The organism is Bradyrhizobium sp. USDA 4451 (assembly GCF_054822585.1).
Genome location: NZ_JBTRCH010000001.1, coordinates 2,475,750 through 2,496,647, shown reverse-complemented (window position 1 = coordinate 2,496,647; position 20,898 = coordinate 2,475,750). Strand labels below are relative to the sequence as shown.

Genomic DNA, 20,898 nt, shown 5'->3' with positions numbered 1-20,898 from the left:
CGCGACACGTCCTCCCCGCGGAGCCCGCGATGCGCAAGCCGGCAAGATCGCCCAGCAAGGCGACACGACGACCGACGGCAAGATCGGCGGATGCGCTGTTCGACGCCTACCCTGCCCCCGTCAAGACCAGGCTGCTGGCGCTGCGGCGGCTGATCTTCGAGACCGCGAAGGCGACCAAGGGCGTCGGCGCGCTGCAAGAGACGCTGAAATGGGGGCAGCCGAGCTATCTGACGCCGGAGACCGGCAGCGGCAGCACGATCCGGATCGATCAGGTGAAACCTGCGACCGACCAGGTCGCGGTCTACTTCCACTGCCAGACCAATCTGGTCGAGACCTTCCGCGAGCTCTATCCCGAGCTGAGCTACAGCGGCAACCGCGCCATCCTGCTCGATGTCGCCGGCAAGCTGCCGGAGGCCGCGCTGCGCCACTGCGTCGGGTTGGCGCTGACCTATCATTTGCGGCGCAAGGCCGGCGCGGCCAGCTAGTCCACCGTCATGCGAGCGAAGCGAAGCAATCCATGCTTCCGCGTATGCGGGACGATGGATTGCTTCGTCGCTTCGCTCCTCGCAATGACGGTGATTGCGCCGTGATTCCTACGCCACCAGCGCCGTCGCCACCCGCTGCGCCTTCAAGAGACTGATGACCTCGCCATTCGGCCGCGCGCGGCTGAACAGAAAGCCCTGACCCTCGTGGCAACCTTCGGCGCGCAGGCAGCTCAGCTCCGCCTCGGTCTCGACGCCCTCGGCGGTGATGGTGACGCCGAGCCCGACGCCGAGGCTGACGATCGAGCGCACGATCGCCTGCGCGTCCGGGTTGGCGCCGAGGTCGCGCACGAAGGACTGGTCGATCTTGATCTTGTCGAACGGGAAGCTGCGCAGATAGCTGAGGCTCGAATAGCCGGTGCCGAAATCGTCCATCGACATCCGCACCCCGAGCGCGCGCAGCGCATGCAGCGTCGCCAGCACCTGGCTGCTCTTCTCGAGCAGTAGCGTCTCGGTGATCTCGAGCTCGAGCCGCCGCGCCGGCAGGCCGGATTGCCGCAGCGCGTCGGTGACCAGCGCCAGCAGATTGCCGGTGCGGAATTGCAGCGGCGACAGATTGACCGCGACGCGCACGTCATCGGGCCATTGCGCCGCGTCCATGCAGGCGCGATGCAGCATCAGCGAACCCAGTGGATTGATCAGGCCGGTCTCCTCGGCCACCGGGATGAATTCGCCCGGCGAGATCATGCCGCGCTCCGGATGCGGCCAGCGCACCAGCGCCTCGAAGCCGGTGATGCGCCCGCTCGCAAGATCGACCAGCGGCTGGTAATAGGGTTGCAGGCCTTCGTTCTGGATCGCATCGCGCAGATCGATCTCGATCTTGCGGCGGCTCTGCGCCCGCGCATCCATCTCCGCCTCGAAGAACGAGAAGGTGCCGCGGAATTCGCTCTTCGCGCGCGACAGGGCCATGTCGGCACTCTTCAGCAGCTTTTCGGAATCCTCGCCGTCGCCGGGCGACATCGCAATCCCGATGCTGGCACCGACCACCACCGAATGCCCATCGAGCAGATAGGGCTCGCCGATCGCATCGAGAATCCGCCGCGCCAGCAGCACGGCGTCCTCGGGACGCATCACGCCGCCCTGCACGATGGTGAACTCATCGGAGTTGAGGCGGGCCAGCGCGTCTTCCTCGCGCAGCGTCGAGCGCAGCCGCTTGGCGACGGCGCGCAGCAGCTTGTCGCCGATGCCGTGGCCGAGCGTGTCGTTGACCGCCTTGAAATTGTCGAGGCCGAGCATCAGCACCGCGACCTTGTCGGTCGAGCGGCGGGTGTGCTGTAGCATGTCCTCCATCTGCTGGCGCAGCAGATTGCGGTTCGGCAGGCCGGTCAGGCTGTCGTGCTGGGCCATGAAGGCGAGCCGCGCCTCGGCGCGCTTGCGCTCGGTGATGTCCATCAGCGCCAGCAGCATCGCCGGCTGGTCGCCATGCATCAGCTGGCGCGAATAGATCGCCAGATCGATCAGCGTGCCGTCGGCACGCACATGCTTCCAGGTCCGCGCGGCCTGCTCGTCGCTGCTGCGGCCGGCGGCCCAGGGCAGCTCGGCATCGAACGCCTGCAGGCTCCTGATCGTCATCTTCTCGAATTCGGCACGCACATAACCATAATGCGCGATCGCGGCGTCGTTGACCGCAAGGATCCGCTCGCCATCGAGCGCGCACAGGATCATCGGCACCGGATTGCCGTCGAACAGCAGGCGGAACGAGGCCTCGCGCTGCTTCAGCTCGGTGATGTCGACGCGCAGCCCGACGATGCCGCCATCCGAGGTCAAGCGCTCCTCGATCAGCACCACGCGGCCATCGGCCAGCACCTGCTCGTGCCGCTCGCCCGGCTGGTACATCTTCCTGAGCCGTTCGGCGATCCACTCTTCCTCGCGCCCGATGGCCTCGGGATAGTCGCCGCGCGCGACGCCGACGCGGATGGTATCCTCGAGACGCGCACCGTGCTCGAACAGGTCGGAGCTGCGCTTGTAGATTTCCGCGTATTTCTTGTTCCAGAGCAGATAGCGGCCTTCGGAGTCCAGGAAGACGATGCCTTGCGGCAGGATGTCGACCGCCTCGCGCAGCCGCGCATTGGACTTGCGCGCGTCGGCGATCGCGGCCTCGGCCTGCGCGCGCTGGCGCACCAGCTCACCGATCTCGGCAGCGGCGCGGCGCGAACTGCCCGACACTCTCAGCATCGGCTTGGGCTGGCGGCCCGGCGGGCCTGACAATCTGGCCTGTTTTGGTTTCTTGATCTTCTTCGGCCGCATCATCGGCATCGCACGCCCCACGCGCATTCCAGTTCGGCGGCATTTCTGCGATAAGTCTCTGAAAAATTGGTATCTCTTGGCCATCCCTTGGCGGCGTCTTGGCGAAGAGCCGCGCTGGATGAGAATCGCCGGTCATGCCTGCTTTGCAGGCGAATCCGCGCATCGCGCGCCTTGCGCCGGCCGTGCAGGCGGCAAGCTGCGCCGATTTGCTGCGTGGAAGCGCCGGAGCATGGTGAAGGAAGCGTAAACCGGCGCGGGACTGCACAGCGAATGCGCGGACGCGCATCAATGTTTGCCAGCGTGGGACAGGGTTATCGCGAGGTAAAGGCGCGACGAGCTAGTTGGTGATCTCGATGCTGGGACGATTTATCGATGTGAACGGCGACGTCGGCGCGCGCCGGAGAGAGTGCCAGTGTCGACGCAGCAATCGCGGCGGCAATCCGCCCTGTGGGCGATCAAGCAATTGGGATGAGCGCGCGGTTCGTCGCGCGCGAATCCATGTTAGCCTTGCCCGGACAGAGTGATCCGAATGACACCCCGCCTGCGTCTGATCCCGCTCCTGATCCTAGCCCTCGCCGCCTGCACCGTCTCCGCGCGGGCGCAGGACAAGGGCTCGCTCAATCCGCAGCCATTGCCGCCGCTCGCTAACCCCAACGATCCAAAGATCGGGGCGAAGCAGCTGTTCGCGCGCAAGGTGCTGCCGGCGGCGATGCCGACGCAATCGATCGGCGGTTACACCAAGGGCTGTCTCGCCGGCGCGGCGCAGATGCCGCTCAACGGCGATACCTGGCAGGTGATGCGCCTGTCGCGCAACCGCTACTGGGGTCACCCCGACATGATCGCGCTGTTGAAGCGGCTTGCGGCCAATGCGCACAGGGACGCCGGCTGGCCCGGCATCCTGGTCGGCGATATCGGCCAGCCGCGCGGCGGCCCGGCCCTGTCCGGTCATGCCAGTCACCAGATCGGGCTCGACGCCGACATCTGGCTGACGCCGATGCCGGATCGCAAACTGCCGCGCGAGGACCGCGAGGAGATGTCGGCGGTGATGATGGTGCGCGATGACCGGCTCGATGTCGATCCGCGCGTCTTCACGCCGGGTCATGTGCTGGTTCTCCGCGACGCCGCGCGGGAGCCGGCGGTGCAGCGCATCTTCGTCAACCCGGCGATCAAGAAGGCGCTGTGCCGCGAGGCCAAGGGCGACCGCAGCTGGCTGTCGAAGGTCCGGCCGTGGTGGGGCCACGACTACCACTTCCACATCCGCATGCGCTGTCCGCCCGGCAGCCCGGCCTGCGAGGCACAGAAACCGCAAGCGGAAGGCGAAGGCTGCAAGCCGTCCGACCTCGCGTTCTGGTTCAAGGATTCGGTGCTGCATCCGAAGCCGCCGCCGAAGCCGCCGAAACCGCGCCCGCCGATGACGCTGGCGCAGATGCCGGCGGCCTGCAAGACGGTGCTCAATGCACCAGACGCCAAACCATAACATCCAAGGCAATAACATCTTCGTCAGGCGGCTATGCCGGCCGGCGCGAACTGCGTTATGATCTGAGGTCGGCGTGCCGTAAGCGCGCGCGAGCGATCGATCGGGGCCGCTGATCACTTTCATCCGCCACAATTGCATTGGACCAAACATGCGCACATCGCTCCTCGCCGCATCGCTGCTGCTCGTCTCAGTTCCCGCTTTCGCGGCGGAGGAGCCGAGCGGCTGCGACAAGTTCAAATGGTCGATCGACCGCGCCCGCACAGCGCTCACCGCGCCCGATCGTGCCAGGCTTGCCTCGGGCAGCGAGCAGACCGCATTGCCGTCGACCGCCATCACGCTGGCGCTGGTTGCGCCCGCCGATGCCAAATTGCCGTCGCCGCCGGAGCGCGCGCCGAAGGACGGCACCTTCGCCGGGTTCACCAGCTTCAAGGCTGCGCCGAAGGCCGGGCTCTATACCGTCAGCCTCTCGGCCGGCGCCTGGGTCGACCTGGTGCAGGACGGCCATTTCCTGAAGCCGAAGGCGTTCAGCGGCGCGACCGATTGCGACGGCATCCGCAAGACCATGAAGTACGACCTGGCCGCCAGCCCCTTCGTGCTGCAGGTCAGCGGTGCAAAGGAGAATTCGCTGTCGATCGCGATCCAGCCGGCGGATCAATAGGCAGGATCGGTTAGACAAACAGTCGCCTTTACCGTAAGCCCCGGCCTGCTATGTTTGCAGTGCGATATCCCCGAGGACCGTAAGTCCGTCGGGGACCAGCGGAACAGCGCTTCCGTCCGTCGCAGGCCAGACCCCACTCAACGCCTGATTTGCGCGTGCATGTTCGCGCGCGAATTTGCTCGGAGCGCTTTCCATGTCACGACTTTCAGTTTCAAGGCTTGCAATTTCAAGGCTCGCCGGACTTCTCACTGCCTTCATCATCCTGTTCGGCGCGATCCAGTCGCCCGCGAAGGCCGAGGACAAGACGCTCACCGTGTTCGCCGCGGCCTCGATGAAGAACGCGCTCGACGAGATCGATGCAGCCTACACCGCCAAGACCGGCGTCAAGATCAGCGCCAGCTATGCCGCGAGCTCGGCACTGGCAAAACAGATCGAGCAGGGCGCGCCAGCTGACGTCTTCGTGTCCGCCGACACCGATTGGATGGACTATGCGATCAAGCAGAAGACCATCAACGAGCCGACCCGGGTCAACCTGCTCGGCAACTCGATCGTGCTGATCGCGCCGAAGGATTCCAAGATCGACAACGTCAACATCGGCCCGGGCTTCGATCTCGCCAAGCTCGCCGGCGACGGCAAGATCGCAACCGGCGACGTCAAGGCGGTGCCGGTCGGCAAATACGCCAAGGCCGCGCTGGAGAAGCTCGGTGCCTGGCAGGCTGCGGAGCCGAAATTCGCGATGGCCGAGAGCGTGCGCGCGGCGCTGACGCTGGTGGCGCGCGGCGAGGCCGTGCTCGGCATCGTCTATTCGACCGACGCCAAGGTCGAGCCCGGCGTCAAGATCGTCGGCACCTTCCCGGCCGACACCCATCCGGCCATCATCTATCCGGTTGCGGCGACCACGACCGCAAAACCCGAGACCACCGCGTATCTCGCCTTCCTGCGCTCGTCCGCGGCGAAGACGATCGTCGAGAAGTACGGCTTCAAGTTCCTGGTCAGCCCGACGACCTGATGTTCGAGATCTCGCCGACCGAATGGACGGCGATCCTGCTGTCGCTGCGGGTCGCGGTCATTGCAACGCTGGTGGCGACCCCGTTCGGGATCGCGCTCGCCTGGCTGCTGGCGCGGCGCGATTTCTGGGGCAAGTCGCTGCTCGATGCCGCCGTGCATCTGCCGCTGGTGCTGCCGCCGGTCGTCACCGGCTATCTGCTGCTTTTGACCTTCGGCAAGCGCGGGCTGGTCGGCGGCTGGCTCGCCGATCATCTCGGCATCGTGTTCGCATTCCGCTGGACCGGTGCGGCGCTCGCCTGCGGCGTGATGTCGTTTCCGCTGCTGGTGCGGCCGATCCGGCTCTCGATCGAAGCGGTCGACCGCCGCCTCGAGCAGGCGGCCGAGACGCTCGGCGCCGCCCCCTGGCGGGTGTTCGCGACGGTGACGCTGCCGCTGGCGCTGCCGGGCGTGCTGGCCGGCATGGTGCTCGGCTTTGCCAAGGCGATCGGCGAGTTCGGTGCCACCATCACCTTCGTCTCCAACATCCCCGGCGAGACCCAGACCATCTCGTCGGCGATCTATTCGCTGATCCAGACGCCGGACGGCGACACGGCCGCGGCGCGGCTCGTGATCATCTCGATCGTGCTCGCGGTCGGCGCACTGATCGCCGCGGAAGTGTTCGCACGCCGTGCTACTGCGCGCTTGCACGGGCAATAGCGATGCTGCGCGTCGACATCAAAAAGCAGCTCGGCGAGTTCTCGCTCGCGGCATCGTTCACCAGCGAGGGCCGCGTCACCGGCCTGTTCGGCGCATCCGGCTCCGGCAAGACCTCGCTGATCAACACCATCGCCGGGCTGGTGCGTCCCGATCGCGGCACCATCGTGATCGACGGCGAGACCGTCGACGATACCGCCGCCGGCATCCACGTCCCGACCTGGCGCCGCCGGATCGGCTACGTGTTCCAGGACGCGCGGCTGTTTCCGCATCTCGATATCCGCCAGAACCTCGACTACGGCCGCCGCATGAACGGCCTCATCGAGGATCGCGCGCAGCACAAGCGCGTCGTCGATCTGCTCGACATCGGCGCCCTGCTCGACCGCCGTCCCGGCAAGCTCTCCGGCGGCGAGCGGCAGCGCGTCGCGCTCGGCCGGGCGCTGCTGTCCAAACCGCGGCTGTTGCTGCTGGACGAGCCGCTCGGCGCGCTCGACGAAAGCCGCAAGCTCGAGATCCTGCCCTATCTGGTCCGGCTGCGCGACGAGGCCGGCGTGCCCATGGTCTATGTCAGCCACGACGCCGCCGAGTTGCGCCAGCTCGCCACCCAGATCGTGATGCTGCGCCGGGGCCAGGTGACCGCATTCGGCGGTGTCAAGGTGTTGACGTCGGGCGCCTAGGCCCACTCCGCTCGAAAACGCTCAGCTGGCCGTTTTTCCGAAAGTCGGCATAAGATAGCCCATCTTGCCTGCTAGGCCCGCGTCGGGACCTCCCGATCGGGCGTGGGGAAAGGTGCATCGTGCGACTGACTGGCTGGGTATTGCTGCTGATCGGCGGACTGTTGTGCGCCACGATTTCGTGGGCTGCGCTCGGCTTCCTGCTGATGGGCATTGGCCTGATCTCGCTCCAGGTCGCCGAGCGGCGCCGGCGCGAGGCCGACGACCCGGTGCCGGCCGGCGCCGGCGGATTTACCCCGCCCCGCCTCAGCGCCGGGCTGCAGCCGCCGACCTTCGACCCCGTCACCGGCCAGGACACCGGACCGCAGCGCCAACCGCGCCGGGTGGCCTGGCCCGACAATAAGGGGGACGCGCCCTACGACCGGCAGACCTGGCGCCGGCTGGTCGAGAGCGACCCCGATCTGGCCCAGCTCGCCAAGGTGCTCGCCGATTACGGCCCGCAATATGTCGATGAGCTGGCCGCCAGCTATCTCGCCGCCCCCGACAAGAGCCGCCTCGGAGCGATCGTCGACGGCATCATCGCGCGCGCTCGCGACGGCCAGACGGCTCCTCCGCCCGCGCCGGTCGAAGCACCGCGGCCGGAGCGGCCCGAGCCAAAGCCGGCGGCCGCCCCCGCCGCCAGGCCGGCGACTCCGCCGGGCAATCCCGCCGATGCGCTGGAAGCGTCCCTGCTCGGTGCGGTCGAGGAGGCTTCCGCCAGGGTTGCCGCCGAACGCGCCGGTCTCTTCAAGTCGGCCAGGGAATCGAACAAGGAGCCCGGCAAGGCCACCGACAGCCGTCCGGCGACGGCGAGCCAGCGCGAACCGCTGTTTGGGCGCGCAGCCCGGGACGTGAAGCCGGACGCGCCATCGCCGCCGGTGTCCGCCGTGCCACCGCCGATACCGGCTGCACCGCCGCCAATGCCGCCTGAAACTCCCGCTGACCTCGAAGCATCGCTGATCGCGGCCGTCAGCGAGGCCGCAGCCCGGCGGGCGGACGCATCCAAGCCTCCACCGGTGCCAATGCCGTCGGCGAAGCCCGAGCCCGAGATCCCCTCCCCGCCGAAGCCCGCTACCACGGCGTCACCGCCGCCGGCGCTACCTCCGCCCGCCAACACGGCGCCTGCCAAGATGGAACCTGCCAAGACAGCATCCGACAATCTCGACGAAACGCTGCTCGCGGCGCTGGCCGAGATCTCCGGCCAGAAGAAGTTCAAGGACGAGCCGGCTGCGAAGGACCCCGGCCCGCCGCCCGACGACGGCCTGTCCGACATGATCAAGAAATTCGCCCCGGATTCGAACTTCCTGCGCAAGCAGTGAGGCCGGCTCAGACCCCTGCCACCGACGCCCAGATATCGGCGAGCTTGCGCCGCACGATCTGCATCCGCGTTTGCTGCGCGACCTTCTCCTCTTCCTCGGGCAGGCGCAGGCCGACGACATTGACGCGGCCGCCGCTGATGCTGCGCGCCACCAGCACGATCTCATCGAGCGCAAGCTCGGCGCCTTCCTTCGGCGCGCGGTCGAGATTGATGTCGAAATAGTCCGCCAGCGTCAGCTTGGCCTGCTGCTCGTCGACCTTGACGCCGTAGATCTCGGCGAGCTCGCCCAGCGTATGCTCGGCCGACACCATGAAGTCACCGAGCAGATGCGGATCGGGCGCGCTCGACGGCGCCATATCGACGAAGAAGCGATCGAGCGCCTCGGCGCGCTCCGGCGGCGCCAGCAGATAGATGTAGTCGCCGGGCGCGACCGGATCGGCTTCGACAGGCGTCAGGATCCGCTCGTCGCGGATCACCAGGGTCGGCTTCGACCAGGACGGGATCAGGCCGCGGCGGAAATACAGGCTCTTCGGCCGTACCGGATAGCCGACCAGCTGTTGCTCGAGCTGGCCGGGCAGATCGAGCTCGACGCGGCGCGGGCCGCGCTCGGTGCGCGGCAGCGCGACATGCAGCTTCCGCGCCGCCGGCGCCAGCGTCCAGCCCTGCAACAGCAGCGAGATGATGACGACGACGAAGGCGACGTCGAAATAGAGATAGGCCTTCGACAGGCCGACCAGCATCGGGATCGAGGCGAGGAAGATCGCGACCGCGCCGCGCAAGCCGGTCCAGGCGATGAAGACCTTCTCCCGCCAGTTGAACTTGAACGGTGCGAGGCAAATCAGCACCGCCAGCGGCCGCGCCACCAGCATCAGCGCGAACGCGACCAGCACCGCGCCGCCGGCGCTGGAGAGCAGCCGATGCGGCGAGACCAAGAGGCCGAGCAGCACGAACATCACGATCTGCGCCAGCCAGGTCGCGGCGTCGAGGAACGTCACCACCGAATTATGGGCGCGGGTCGGCCGGTTGCCGATGATGATACCGGCGAGATAGACCGCGAGGAACCCCGAGGCATGCACGATCTGCGAGCCGCCAAAGATCACCAGCGCGGCTGTGGTGACGAACGGCGCATGCAGCCCCTGCGGCAGCGCCACGTAATTCAGCGCAATCACCACCAGCCGGCCGCCGATCACCCCGATGATGGCGCCCAGCACCGCCTCCTGGATGAACTCCAGTGCGATATGCGAGGCCGAGCTCTGGCCGATCGAGATGAACTCGACCAGCATCAAGGTGAGGAAGATCGCGAACGGATCGTTGGTGCCGGACTCCGCCTCCAGCGTGGCGCCGACGCGCGGGCGCAGGCGCAGGCCCTGGGTGTGCACCAGCAGGAACACCGCCGCGGCATCGGTCGAGGCCACGACGGCGCCGACCAGGAGCGACTCGGTCCAGTTGAGGTCGAGCACATAGCGGGCGACTGGCGCCGTGATCAGCGCGGTCAACAGCACGCCGGCGGTCGCCAGCATCATCGAGGGCGCCAGCACGGTGCGGATGCTGGCAAACCGCGTCTTCAGTCCGCCGTCGAACAGGATCAGCGCCAGCGCCACCGAGCCGACCAGATAGGTGGTGCGGACGTCGTCGAACTGGAGGTGGCCGGGCCCGGCGTCGCCCGCCAGCATGCCGACCAGCAAGAACACCAGTAGCAGGGGGGCGCCGAACCGCAACGCCAGCAGGCTCGAGAGGATGCCAGCCATCACCAGCACGGCGCCGAGCAGGATCGCTATACTGACGGAGTCGAGGGATGCCATGCGCCTTTGGAGGTCTCAAGGACTTGGGAGGTCTCAAATACTTGCAATTGCATCCTTATCGTCGCCACACTGGGACGCCAACCGATTTCTGCCATGAGCGGCAATGTGCCCGGTCCCGTGAGCTTCCGGTGTTTGCGATTCAGTCGGTGTCATTCCGGGGCTCGCGAAGCGAGAACCTCAGGTGCGCAATTGCGCACCGGGGAATCTCGATCCACGACCTCTAGATTCCGGGTTCGCGACTCCGTCGCGCCCCGGAATGACGGATGGACCGTGAGAGAGACACAATGCTAGGTCGCCCCGACACTGTGGTGTATCGATGGTCGCGTGCGCGCCAATGTGGGATTCTGTGCGCAGCTTCGAATCACATTTGCCTGACCCGCGCCTCGAGTTGAGACTTTGCCGATGGACATGAGCTGGAAGGACGTCCTGGAATCGATTCAATTGGCGGCGCGCTCGGTCGGCGCCGAGGTCGCCTCGCCCTGGTTCTATCTGCAATTCGGCATCATCCTCGCCGCCGCGGGCCTCGCCTACGCCGCCGATACCGCGATCCATGCACGGGTCAACATGGCGTCGCTGGCGATGCGCTGGCCGCTGCCGCTCCGGCATTTCGTCCGCGTGGTGGTGGCGAGCGCCTCCACGGCTGTGTTCGCGGTACTGATGGTGATCTCGCGCATCGTGATGTGGCACGCGACCTGGCCGAGCCGCAGCTACCTGATCGCGGTCTCCGCCAAGCTGGCGCTGGCCTGGCTGGTGATCCGGCTCGTCACCTCGGTGATCGACAACGCCTTCATCGTGAAGACGGTGTCGATCTCGGCCTGGGTGGTGGCGGCGCTCAGCATCATCGGCCAGCTCGATTGGGCGGCCGACATGCTGGACTCCTACGCGGTGGTGGTCGGTGGCCTCCGCCTGACCCCGCTATTGCTGCTCAAGGCCGGCGCGCTCCTGATCGTGGCGCTGTGGCTGACCAACCTCGCCGGCAATTTCGCCGAGAGCCGGATCAACCGCGCCACCGACCTGACACCGTCGATCCAGGTGCTGCTGGTCAAGATCATCCGCATCGGGCTGATGGTGCTGGCGATCGTGATCGCGCTCGGCGCGGTCGGCATCAACCTGTCCGCGCTTGCGGTGTTCACCGGCGCGGCCGGCGTCGGCATCGGCCTCGGCTTGCAGAAGATCGTCGCCAATTTCGTCAGCGGGCTGATCCTCCTGGTCGACAAATCGGTGAAGCCCGGCGACCTGGTCACGATCGGGGACAATTCGGGCCGCATCAGCGCGATGAAGACCCGCTACATCTCGGTGGCCGCCGGCGACGGCCGCGAGTTCCTGATCCCGAACGAGGATCTGGTGACGCAGAAGGTCACCAACTGGACCTACACCGACAAGAACACGCTGGTGAAGATCGCCTTCGCCACCAATTACGATGCCAATCCGCGGCAGGTCTGCAAGCTCGGGATCGCAACCGCCGCAGCCCATCCGCGCGCCACCAAGGGCCGGACGCCGAACTGCATCCTGACCGAGTTCGCCGAGGCCGGAATGAAGTTCTCTTTGACCTTCTGGATCGCCGACCCCGACGGCATGGACAATGTGAAGAGCGACGTCATGCTGGCGCTATGGGATGCCTTCAAGCAGGACGGCATCAAGGTCCCCTATCCGGTGCGGGAACTCCGCATCCGCGGCGGGGCGCTGCCGGTCGAAAGCGTGGTCGAGGTCACCAGCTAGCGTTTGCACGATCTTTCGGACGGCCGGCCGACGCCTTTTTTCGGAATTCGCCGGGAAATCAGGCGGTTTGGACATTGTCCCCATGCCCAGGCTCGGCTTGCGCCGGGCGCGCCGATCATTAAATTAGAGCCTGAAATCAGCCCCTTGCCCGCAGAAACATCCCGCCCATGAGCTATATCGACGCCACCGACACCTCGCTTCGCAAGACCGGCCAGATCAAGCTGCACGGGCCGAGCGGCTTTGCCGGCATGCGCAAGGCCGGCGCCCTGGTGTCGAAGTGCCTCGATGCGCTGACCGACATCGTCAAGCCGGGCATCCCGACCTCCGTCATCGACGAGTTCGTCCGCAAGTTCGCCTTCGACCACGGCGCCTATCCGGCGACGCTGATGTATCGCGGCTATCGCTACTCGACCTGCACCTCGATCAATCACGTGGTCTGCCACGGCATGCCGGGCGACCGCCCGCTGAAGGAAGGCGACATCGTCAATGTCGATGTCACCTTCATCGTCGATGGCTGGTACGGCGACTCGAGCCGGATGTATGCGATCGGCGCCATCGCGCGGAAGGCCGAGCGGCTGATCGAGGTGACCTATGAGGCGATGATGCGCGGCATCGCCGCGGTGAAGCCCGGCGCCACCACCGGCGATATCGGCCACGCCATCCAGAGCTTCGTCGAGCCGCAGGGCATGAGCGTGGTGCGCGACTTCTGCGGCCACGGCCTCGGCCGCCTGTTCCACGACGAGCCAAACATCATCCATATCGGCCGCCCCGGCGAAGGCGCGCCGCTCAAGCCCGGCATGTTCTTCACCATCGAGCCGATGATCAATCTCGGCAAGCCGCATGTGAAGATCCTGTCCGACGGCTGGACCGCGGTGACCCGCGACCGCTCGTTGTCGGCGCAGTTCGAGCACTCGGTCGGTGTCACCGCCGGCGGCGTCGAGATCTTCACGCTGTCCGAGCGCCATGGCGAGAAGCCGTGGGTGCAGGTTTGATCGGGTTCAGGTGTAACGGGTCGTCGCCTTAGCCGGCAGCGACCCGCAAGTCCTATTTGCTTTCTGTTGCAAGATAAGCGAGCGCACAGAGCGGCAGCACGCCGCCGATTGCGGCCGCAAGCCACCATCCACCCGAGGCATAAGCCCAGCCTCCGATGCCCGAGCCGAGCGCACCGGCGAGGAAGAACGTCGCCATATAAAGCCCGTTGAGGCGGCTCCGCGTCTCCGCGCCGAGTACGAACAGCGCGCGGAAGCCGAGCACGACATTGGCCTGCACGCCAAAATCGATCGCGATCGCCGCGGCGACAAACAGCGCCAGCGACAGGGTCGAACCCGGTTCAACGATCATGGTGAGCGCGAAGCCGATACTCGCCAGCAGCAGCGCCGCTGCCGTGGCCGGACGCGTCCAGCCGCGATCTGCGACGCGCCCCGCAAGCGGCGCCGAGACGACACCAGCCGCGCCGACCAGCGCAAACAGCGCGATGCCCGACTGGGTGAATCGGAAAGCAGGCCCGGCAAGAACCAGCGGTACGGTGGTCCAGAACAGGCTGAACGCCCCAAACAGGCTGGCCTGGTAGAGCGCGCGGCGCTTCAGAACCGGCGTATTGCGGGCGAGGTGCACCATGGAGCGCAGCAGCGCACCGTAGCTCAGGCGCGCTTGCGGCACCCGCGTCGGCAGCGTCAATCGCAGTAGGATCGCAAGCGACACCATCAAGGCGGCCGAGAGCCAGTAGACCATGTGCCAGGACGAGATCGACGCGATGAAGCTTGACGCCGGACGCGCCAGCATCACCCCGATCATCAGACCGCTGGTGACATTGCCGACAACCTGGCCCCGGATGCGCGCGGGCGCCAGATGGCCGGCATAGGGAATCAGGATCTGCACGGCGACCGACGAGAAGCCGACCGACAGCGCAGCGGCGAGGAACGGCAGCGGATGCCTCGACAGCGCAGCCGCAGCCAGCGCGACCGCCGCGCGAGCGCGATCACGGTGGAGACCAGCCGGCGATTCTCGATCAGGTCGCCGAGCGGAACGATCAACAAAAGACCCGCGCCGTAGCCGAGCTGAGTCATGGTCACGAGCAGGCCGGCATGTTCCGGCGACAGGCCGAGGTCCGCGGCGATCGGCCCGGCAAGCGGCTGGGCGTAGTAGATGTTGGCGACAACCAGTCCGCAGGACAATGCCAGCAGGAAAGTCAGCCAGGTCGAGACCGAGTCCGGCTCCGGGCCGGCGTCGGAGGTGATTGTCGTCATAGGAACTCCATTTCGGGAACATTCATTTCCTAAATAGCCACGAAGCGCGACGGATGGTCATGCCAGCAGCTTCATCGCGATATCGACGGCGGCGGCGGTGTCCGCCGGCGCGCGCCCGGATTTTCCGACCACGCGCAGGCCCTGCGTGAGGCAGACCATCATCCGTGCCGTGTCCTCCGGATCGACCCGGCTCGAGATCGATCCGTCGGCCTGCCCCTGCCGGATCAGATCGGCCAGGAACGCCTCGTTGCGCGCCAGCGTCGCGCCGACCCGCGCGGCGACCTCGCGGTCGGCGATGGCGAGCTCGACCGCGCTGGCGACGACCATGCAGCCGCGCCGGCCTTCGATGCCCTTGGCCGAATCGACATAGAAGCCGAGCACCGCACGCAGCCGCTCGCGCGCCGACCCTCGCGTTCGGGCAATCGAGGCAATCTGATCGTTGCGCAGCCGCATGTAGCGATCGAGCGCCGCCAGGAAGACCGCGCGCTTGTCCTTGAACGCCTTGTAGATGCTACCGGACGCCAGCCCCATCGCGCCGGTCAGGTCCTCGATCGAGGTGGCGTTGTAGCCCTGTTCGCGAAACACCCTGATGGCCTTGTCGAGCGCCTGGTCCAGGTCGAATTCCCGCGGCCGCCCGCGCGGGCGCGCCATCTGCTGCAATCGCTGGACCATGGCCGTCATTGCCTCTTTTAGGAAAGGATCGTTCCCTAAATCAATTCACGTCTTTGTGCGGTGCGAAAAATCAATAGTCGCTCCGCGTCCGCGCGACGATCTCCTCCGGCGTGTGGTTCTCGCCGACCGACATCGCGCAGATCCGGGACAGATGCAGATAGGACAGCCCGGTCTCCTCGGCCCAGGCATTGAATTGCGCCTGCACCTTGGCAAGATCGCGCTTCGACTTGACCTCCTCGGCGATATCGAGGCCGGCATCGCGCAGGCAGGCGACGACGTCGCGCGAGGTGACGAAACCGTCCCAGCCGAGGAAGCGCAGCAGCATCTGCCCGGTGTTGCCGCCGAGCCGGCTGCCGCGCTTGGTCAGCAGGTCCAGCAATCCGACCTCATCCGATGACGGCCAGGCGCTCAGGAACTTGCCGAAGCTGCCGTGCTCGCGCGCGATCTCCTGCACGAAGCGGCCATTGTCGCGCACCGACATGATCTTGGCGCCGTTGCGCACGATCCTGGCGTCGCTGGTCAGCTTCTCCCAGAATTCATCTGATTTGAAGGCGAGCTTGGCGGGTTGAAAGCCCAAGAACGCCTCCTCGAAGCCCGGCCATTTGGCGTCGATCACGCTCCAGGCAAAGCCGGCGCAGAACACGCGCTTCGTCATCTCGGCCAGCACGCGGTCGTCGCCGAGCTTGGCCAGCGCCTTGGCGCCAGCCGGCGGCCGCAGCAGCTTCTCCAGCGCCTTCGGCCCGCCCTTGCGCTTCTCGGCGCGTGCGCGGATCACCTTGAACGATGTCACGCCGCCCTCCTCTTAGTTTTGACGCGTTTTCTTTACGCGAACCGGTATCCACTTCGCTCGAAAACGCTCTTTTCGATCCCGAATGTTGCGGCCGACGGTAATTCGCCCGTCGCATTGTGGCAAACCGGGAAGTTGCGTCGCCCCTTGCAAATCGCGGCAGGCACGGCATGGTTGTGCCCGATGCCCGCCAAACCCGACGCCAGCCAGGACGAAGCCGACGAGACGCCGCATTATCACGGCCATCGCGAACGGCTGCGCGAGCGCTTCTATGCGGCGGGGGCCGGACGCGCTGACCGATTATGAGCTGCTGGAGATGGCGCTGTTCGCCGCCATCCCTCGCCGCGACACCAAGCCGTTGGCCAAGGCTCTCTTGAAGAAGTTCGGCTCGTTCGCCGAGGTGGTGCATGCGCCGGTGGCGCGGCTGCGCGAGGTCGACGGCGTCAAGGATGCCTCGATCAACCAGATCAAGCTGCTCGCCGCCGCCGCGGGGCGCATCGCCAAGGGCGAGATCAGGCGTAACATCGCGCTGTCGTCGTGGAACGACGTCATCACCTATTGCCGCACCGGCATGGCGTTCGCCGACAAGGAGCAGTTCCGCCTGCTGTTCCTCGACAAGCGCAACCAGCTGATCGCCGACGAGGTGCAGCAGACCGGCACCGTCGATCACACCCCGGTCTACCCCCGCGAGGTGATCAAGCGCGCGCTGGAACTGTCCGCCACCGCACTGATCCTGGTGCACAACCACCCCACTACCCCTATTCGATCACGCTAGATCACGCTTGATCCCTCTGAAACACCTATAAAATTAGTTCTTTCCTCGCATTGCGTGGTGAGGGTGTTCATGGCAAATTGGGAGCGGTTAGAGGGATAGAAAACGGTTTTCCGATCCCAGTAAACGATCCCCGTTTCTCCCCGACCGATCCCAGTTGCGGAACAGTAGAGACGCCATGCCAAGCCTGACCGACACCGCGATCCGACATGCGATGAAACGCGTCGAACTCAGCCGGAAACAAGAAAACCTCGCAGATGGTGAAGGTCGCGGCACCGGCCGTCTCGTCCTTGTCCTCAAACCGATGCCCAAGCGGGTGACCGCTGAGTGGATGGCGCAGCAATGGCGCGACGGTAAACGCGCTAAAAAGAAGCTCGGCGCCTATCCGTCAACGTCCTTGGCCCAGGCGCGCGAGGTCTTCAAGCGTGACTACGCCGATGTGATCCAGAAGGGCCGGAGCATCAAGATCGCAACAGACACCCGCCCCGGCACCGTCGCTGATCTGTTCGAAGGCTACGTCGGGTCGCTGAAGGCCGCCGGGAAGCCGTCCTGGAAGGAGACGGAGAAGGGCCTCAACAAGATCGCCGATACGCTCGGACGCAACCGGCTCGCGCGCGAGATCGAATCTGAGGAGATCGTCGAGCTTATCCGGCCGATTTACGAGCGTGGCGCCCGCTCGATGGCCGATCACGTGCGATGTTACATCCACGCGGCTTATAGTTGGGGGATGAAATCGGACAACGATTATCGGAATACATCCCCGCGCCGCTTCCGTATCCCATTCAATCCGGCCTCGGAAATTCCGACCGAACCTAAGGTTCAGGGCACGCGCTGGCTCAACGAAGAAGAGTTCGTGCAACTCTATCGCTGGCTGGAATGCCCCGATACGCCGGTTCATCCCTCCTATCCTCGCGCCGTGCAGCTGATCATGCTGACTGGTCAACGCGTCGAAGAAATCGCGCGCCTGCATGTCGATCAATGGGATGCGCCGGAGAAGATCATCGATTGGTCGAAGACCAAAAACCTTCAGCCGCACGCTGTTCCAGTGCCGTCGACCGCCGCCGAATTGATTGAGTCGATCAAGCCAAATAAGTACGGCTGGTTCTTTCCCTCAGCGAAGGACCCATCCAAGCCCGTAAGCCACGGTACGCTCTATAGCTTCGTTTGGCGTCAGCGGGACCGCGGCGTGATCCCCTACGCAACAAATCGGGACCTTCGACGAACCTTCAAGACGCTGGCCGGCAAGGCGGGCGTGTCCAAAGAAATTCGAGATCGTCTGCAAAATCATGCGCTCCAGGACGTCAGTTCCAAGAACTATGATCGCTGGCATTACATGCCCGAGAAGCGCGCGGGAATGGCAAAGTGGGACAAGTTCGTGCGCGCCATGCTGGCGAAGAAGCGCTTGAAGGTGGCCGCGTGAGCAAGCGACCTTCCAAATCCCTCTCGGCCCGAAAAGCGGCCAAGCCAACGACCGAAATTGACGCCCAAAGCTATTCGGCGTTCGTCAGCGACGTTAAACGGAAGATCGCGGAGGCGCGGCATCGTGCCGCTCTTTCGGTGAACCGTGAGCTGATCCTGCTTTATTGGAACATCGGACGCGATATCCTCGCGCGACAGGACCGGGCGGGATGGGGCGCCAAGGTCATCGATCGTCTAGCCGACGACCTGGGCCGAGCCTTCCCTGAGATGACCGGGCTCTCGGCCCGAAACCTGAAGTATATGCGCGCCTTCGCGGAGGCGTGGCCGGATGGCGGATTTGTGCAACAGGTTGTTGCACTTTTGCCTTAGGGCCATAACGTCCGCCTGCTGGATGCAGTCAAGGCGCCCGAGGAGCGCGCTTGGTACGCCCACCAAGCGATTGAACACGGATGGAGCCGCAACGTCCTCATCCATCAGATCGATAGCAACCTGTTCGCGCGCCAGGGCAGCGCGCTCACAAATTTCTCGCGGACTCTGCCAGCCGAGCAATCGGAGCTCGTCCAGCAGATCCTGAAAGACTCCTACACTTTCGACTTTCTATCGCTCGGCCCCGAGATGCTCGAGCGTGACCTCGAACGTGGGCTGATCGAGCACCTCCGGTCGCTCATCCTCGAACTTGGTAAGGGCTTTGCCTTCGTCGGCAGCCAGTATCATCTCGAGGTCGCCGGCCAGGACTACTATCTTGATCTACTCTTTTATCACCTTCGATTGCGCTGCTTCGTGGTAATCGAACTGAAGATCGACGACTTCAAGCCCGAATTCGCAGGGAAGATGAACTTTTACCTCTCGGCAGTTGACGATCAACTCCGGCACCGCGACGATCAGGCGACGATCGGCATCATCCTCTGTAAGGGCCGTAACGAGGTGATCGTCGAATATGCTCTACGCGACGCGAGCAAGCCGATGGGTGTAGCGCAATATCAGCTCTCACCTGCACTGCCGCCCCAGCTTCAGCAAGACCTGCCGACTGTGGAGGAGTTCGCTCGTGAATTTCCGCTCATGTCTCTCGTCAAAATGCGCATGGAGATCGAGAGAGCCCTGCACGACTTTATGGACGACCACGGCTTTGCTCCGACTCGACCGACTGGCCTCAGCAACATGCTGCGCGAACTGCATCGTCGCAGCCTCGCCTCCGCCAGCACCGCGCAGCTTCTGGACTCACTGAGAGTCATGAACGAGGCCGCGCACGGTATGGACGTCGACCCGGCGACCGCGAAGCAAGCCGTCGATGTCGGCACAATTTTTCTAAACGAACTTCAAAACCTGCGTGGAAATGGCCCCGTTAAGGGGGAAACATCATGATCGAGGACGTGTTTTTTCGCCGTTACCCTCACCAGATCTAATGGGGCGATCTGCCGGGCCGCTGAGATTCACCAACTTTTCGTTCAGATTGCACACATCATCTTGCGACCTTGTTGAGCCTTTGTAGCTCAACAATGACTTCTTCAAGCGCGCACGACGCGCTCGCACGCGAAACAGACGCGAGTGTCTCTACGACGCGCCGTCCTGGGACGCAGCTTGAATTCCTGACCGAGGTGTATGAACTATGGAAGGATTGTCATGGGACCACAGACACCTCTCTGAAAGTGCGTCTCAGCTTAGTCGAGCTGCTCTTCCGTTCGGCGGAAGAGCGTGCTCGCGAACTCAGCCGAGCTGCCCCAGAGGCAATCACCAAGGTCGCACGCGCTGAACAGTCGATTCCGGCAGGCCCGGATGGGGATGCACTATCACGACGGGATCCTACTTTTGCGCGAGACGAGCTGACCAAGACGCGCATCGCGGATGCCCTGCTAGGCGTTAATGCGAGATGCAAATGGGCAGACGTCGATCGCGAACTGAAGGAAGCAATCGAGCACGCCGACGTGCAGCACCATGATGAAGCCTTTCATGCGGCGAAGGCGCTCGAGAGCACAATCAAGATCATATCCGACGACAAGGGCTGGTCGACGGGCCGCGAGCGTGGCGCCCAATTACATTGACAATCTTGTTAGCCATCAGAACGGACGGCCTTGTCCCATGGGAGGGAGACACGTTGAAGGCCTACTTCATTCACGTTCGGAACCCGCATGGCCATGGGTCGGGGAGTTACCCCCGCCTCGACTTCTCATCAAACCGATCGGGTCATTGAGACGACGATGCCGCGGATCAAGAACCTATCCGCCGCACCTTTAAATCGTTGCAGTAGCAACATCGGTGTGATCAGCGATGACCGTACAACTGCGTTGGCGGCATCGCCGTTTCCAGTGATGACCGAGCGCTACGGGAAGAGCCGCGGCCTCGCGAAATGAGCTGAATTCCTGGCGGCCGCAGCGTTAGACGCGGCATAAGCGGACCGCTTGATAATTGGGGCGCTGGCCTCGGCTGTCTTGACCGACGGAATCGGTTCTTGAGAGAATAGCCTTCGCGCAGCCTCGCGCGGAACGCCCATTGGCAACCTTAGCTTGGCTCCGTTTGATAGCCGCGGAGCCGTCTGCAGTTGCTCGTCAGGTTGCCCCGGACGATGCGGAACCCTCGCCCACGCAGAATCATATTTGCGATTTTGCAAGTCTTCGAGACTTTATTCTGGCGCAAACTTCTGCGTCGCCTAGGCTAGATGACCTATCATTCCTGTCAGGAGCGACAGCTTGCGCAATGGCCTATGTTTGGGCCTCTGGCTTGCGCAGCCCGCTTTATTGATCGCCTCGCTTGCATCCTGTTCAGTTAGGTGAACCATGGCCTCTCCGAAACGAAGACCTAGCCCTCGTAACCAGGCGATTCTGGAACGC

Annotated in this window: 16 protein-coding genes and 3 pseudogenes; 14 read left to right on the top strand and 5 right to left on the bottom strand. The window is 64.8% G+C overall.

Features of this window, described 5'->3' with window-relative positions:
• Positions 1 to 29: 29 nt before the first annotated feature.
• Positions 30 to 485 carry a DUF1801 domain-containing protein gene (locus tag ACVMB0_RS11540; protein WP_461346298.1) on the top strand — a complete coding sequence of 152 codons (456 nt, stop codon included), beginning with the start codon at positions 30 to 32 and terminating at the stop codon, positions 483 to 485.
• Between the two features lie 108 nt (positions 486 to 593).
• On the opposite strand, the gene ACVMB0_RS11535 is transcribed toward ACVMB0_RS11540, so the two are convergent.
• Complete coding sequence (locus ACVMB0_RS11535; protein ID WP_461349637.1) at positions 594 to 2,798, bottom strand: putative bifunctional diguanylate cyclase/phosphodiesterase; 2,205 nt, start codon at positions 2,796 to 2,798, stop codon at positions 594 to 596.
• 520 nt (positions 2,799 to 3,318) lie between these two features.
• Between ACVMB0_RS11535 and mepA the strand changes: the two genes are divergently transcribed.
• From mepA to ACVMB0_RS11505, 6 genes are all read left to right on the top strand, one after another.
• A complete protein-coding gene (mepA, locus tag ACVMB0_RS11530) occupies positions 3,319 to 4,266 on the top strand; it encodes a penicillin-insensitive murein endopeptidase (RefSeq protein ID WP_461346297.1) in 948 nt (315 codons plus the stop codon).
• Between the two features lie 148 nt (positions 4,267 to 4,414).
• Positions 4,415 to 4,924, top strand: a complete 510-nt coding sequence (locus ACVMB0_RS11525; protein ID WP_456750826.1) for a hypothetical protein — start codon at positions 4,415 to 4,417, stop codon at positions 4,922 to 4,924.
• Between the two features lie 193 nt (positions 4,925 to 5,117).
• On the top strand, positions 5,118 to 5,933 hold the full coding sequence (modA, locus tag ACVMB0_RS11520) for a molybdate ABC transporter substrate-binding protein (RefSeq protein ID WP_461346296.1): 816 nt from the start codon (positions 5,118 to 5,120) through the stop codon (positions 5,931 to 5,933).
• Positions 5,933 to 6,628 carry a molybdate ABC transporter permease subunit gene (gene modB / locus ACVMB0_RS11515; protein ID WP_456750827.1) on the top strand — a complete coding sequence of 232 codons (696 nt, stop codon included), beginning with the start codon at positions 5,933 to 5,935 and terminating at the stop codon, positions 6,626 to 6,628. Before modA ends, modB begins: the two co-directional genes overlap by 1 nt.
• A gap of 2 nt (positions 6,629 to 6,630) precedes the next feature.
• The gene (gene modC, locus ACVMB0_RS11510) at positions 6,631 to 7,302 is read left to right on the top strand and encodes a molybdenum ABC transporter ATP-binding protein (protein ID WP_461346295.1); all 672 of its coding nucleotides are present in this window, start codon (positions 6,631 to 6,633) and stop codon (positions 7,300 to 7,302) included.
• Positions 7,303 to 7,421: 119 nt separating this feature from the next.
• Entirely contained in the window at positions 7,422 to 8,657 is a 1,236-nt protein-coding gene (locus ACVMB0_RS11505) for a hypothetical protein (RefSeq protein WP_461346294.1), read from the top strand.
• A 7-nt stretch (positions 8,658 to 8,664) separates the two neighbouring features.
• Here ACVMB0_RS11505 and ACVMB0_RS11500 read toward each other — a convergent pair whose 3' ends face one another.
• On the bottom strand, positions 8,665 to 10,458 hold the full coding sequence (locus ACVMB0_RS11500; RefSeq protein ID WP_461346293.1) for a potassium/proton antiporter: 1,794 nt from the start codon (positions 10,456 to 10,458) through the stop codon (positions 8,665 to 8,667).
• Between the two features lie 402 nt (positions 10,459 to 10,860).
• Here ACVMB0_RS11500 and ACVMB0_RS11495 point away from each other — a divergent pair, with 402 nt between their 5' ends.
• Positions 10,861 to 12,177, top strand: coding sequence for a mechanosensitive ion channel family protein (locus ACVMB0_RS11495; protein WP_456750831.1), 1,317 nt, complete (start codon positions 10,861 to 10,863; stop codon positions 12,175 to 12,177).
• Between the two features lie 167 nt (positions 12,178 to 12,344).
• Positions 12,345 to 13,169, top strand: a complete 825-nt coding sequence (gene map / locus ACVMB0_RS11490; protein WP_461346292.1) for a type I methionyl aminopeptidase — start codon at positions 12,345 to 12,347, stop codon at positions 13,167 to 13,169.
• A gap of 52 nt (positions 13,170 to 13,221) precedes the next feature.
• On the opposite strand, the pseudogene ACVMB0_RS11485 reads toward map, so the two are convergent.
• The 3 genes and pseudogenes from ACVMB0_RS11485 to ACVMB0_RS11475 all read right to left on the bottom strand — a co-directional run bounded on the left by ACVMB0_RS11485 (position 13,222) and on the right by ACVMB0_RS11475 (position 15,885).
• Positions 13,222 to 14,423: pseudogene (locus tag ACVMB0_RS11485) on the bottom strand (MFS transporter).
• A 57-nt stretch (positions 14,424 to 14,480) separates the two neighbouring features.
• The gene (locus tag ACVMB0_RS11480; protein WP_461346291.1) at positions 14,481 to 15,095 is read right to left on the bottom strand and encodes a TetR/AcrR family transcriptional regulator; all 615 of its coding nucleotides are present in this window, start codon (positions 15,093 to 15,095) and stop codon (positions 14,481 to 14,483) included.
• Positions 15,096 to 15,165: 70 nt separating this feature from the next.
• Positions 15,166 to 15,885, bottom strand: coding sequence for a DNA-3-methyladenine glycosylase I (locus tag ACVMB0_RS11475; protein WP_461346290.1), 720 nt, complete (start codon positions 15,883 to 15,885; stop codon positions 15,166 to 15,168).
• Positions 15,886 to 16,065: 180 nt separating this feature from the next.
• On the opposite strand from ACVMB0_RS11475, the pseudogene ACVMB0_RS11470 reads away from it, so the two are divergent.
• The 5 genes and pseudogenes from ACVMB0_RS11470 to ACVMB0_RS11450 all read left to right on the top strand — a co-directional run bounded on the left by ACVMB0_RS11470 (position 16,066) and on the right by ACVMB0_RS11450 (position 20,112).
• Positions 16,066 to 16,668 (top strand): annotated as a pseudogene (locus ACVMB0_RS11470) (JAB domain-containing protein).
• Between the two features lie 164 nt (positions 16,669 to 16,832).
• Positions 16,833 to 18,074 (top strand): tyrosine-type recombinase/integrase, encoded by a 1,242-nt coding sequence (locus ACVMB0_RS11465; protein ID WP_461346289.1) that lies wholly within the window; start codon positions 16,833 to 16,835, stop codon positions 18,072 to 18,074.
• Positions 18,017 to 18,562: pseudogene (locus ACVMB0_RS11460) on the top strand (DUF1016 N-terminal domain-containing protein); the annotation flags it as partial. The gene ACVMB0_RS11465 and the pseudogene ACVMB0_RS11460, both read left to right, overlap by 58 nt.
• Positions 18,542 to 19,435: a PDDEXK nuclease domain-containing protein gene (locus ACVMB0_RS11455; protein ID WP_461349636.1), complete on the top strand. Its 894-nt coding sequence runs from the start codon at positions 18,542 to 18,544 to the stop codon at positions 19,433 to 19,435. The pseudogene ACVMB0_RS11460 and the gene ACVMB0_RS11455, both read left to right, overlap by 21 nt.
• Before the next feature lie 134 nt (positions 19,436 to 19,569).
• On the top strand, positions 19,570 to 20,112 hold the full coding sequence (locus tag ACVMB0_RS11450; protein ID WP_461346288.1) for a hypothetical protein: 543 nt from the start codon (positions 19,570 to 19,572) through the stop codon (positions 20,110 to 20,112).
• Positions 20,113 to 20,898 lie beyond the last annotated feature (786 nt).

Coding starts and splice junctions, on each gene's coding strand:
- ACVMB0_RS11540 (WP_461346298.1), top strand. CDS start 30: ATGCGCAAGCCGGCAAGATCGCCCAGCAAGGCGACACGACGACCGACG.
- ACVMB0_RS11535 (WP_461349637.1), bottom strand. CDS start 2,798: ATGCCGATGATGCGGCCGAAGAAGATCAAGAAACCAAAACAGGCCAGA.
- mepA (WP_461346297.1), top strand. CDS start 3,319: ATGACACCCCGCCTGCGTCTGATCCCGCTCCTGATCCTAGCCCTCGCC.
- ACVMB0_RS11525 (WP_456750826.1), top strand. CDS start 4,415: ATGCGCACATCGCTCCTCGCCGCATCGCTGCTGCTCGTCTCAGTTCCC.
- modA (WP_461346296.1), top strand. CDS start 5,118: ATGTCACGACTTTCAGTTTCAAGGCTTGCAATTTCAAGGCTCGCCGGA.
- modB (WP_456750827.1), top strand. CDS start 5,933: ATGTTCGAGATCTCGCCGACCGAATGGACGGCGATCCTGCTGTCGCTG.
- modC (WP_461346295.1), top strand. CDS start 6,631: ATGCTGCGCGTCGACATCAAAAAGCAGCTCGGCGAGTTCTCGCTCGCG.
- ACVMB0_RS11500 (WP_461346293.1), bottom strand. CDS start 10,458: ATGGCATCCCTCGACTCCGTCAGTATAGCGATCCTGCTCGGCGCCGTG.
- ACVMB0_RS11495 (WP_456750831.1), top strand. CDS start 10,861: ATGGACATGAGCTGGAAGGACGTCCTGGAATCGATTCAATTGGCGGCG.
- map (WP_461346292.1), top strand. CDS start 12,345: ATGAGCTATATCGACGCCACCGACACCTCGCTTCGCAAGACCGGCCAG.
- ACVMB0_RS11480 (WP_461346291.1), bottom strand. CDS start 15,095: ATGGTCCAGCGATTGCAGCAGATGGCGCGCCCGCGCGGGCGGCCGCGG.
- ACVMB0_RS11465 (WP_461346289.1), top strand. CDS start 16,833: ATGCCAAGCCTGACCGACACCGCGATCCGACATGCGATGAAACGCGTC.
- ACVMB0_RS11450 (WP_461346288.1), top strand. CDS start 19,570: ATGACTTCTTCAAGCGCGCACGACGCGCTCGCACGCGAAACAGACGCG.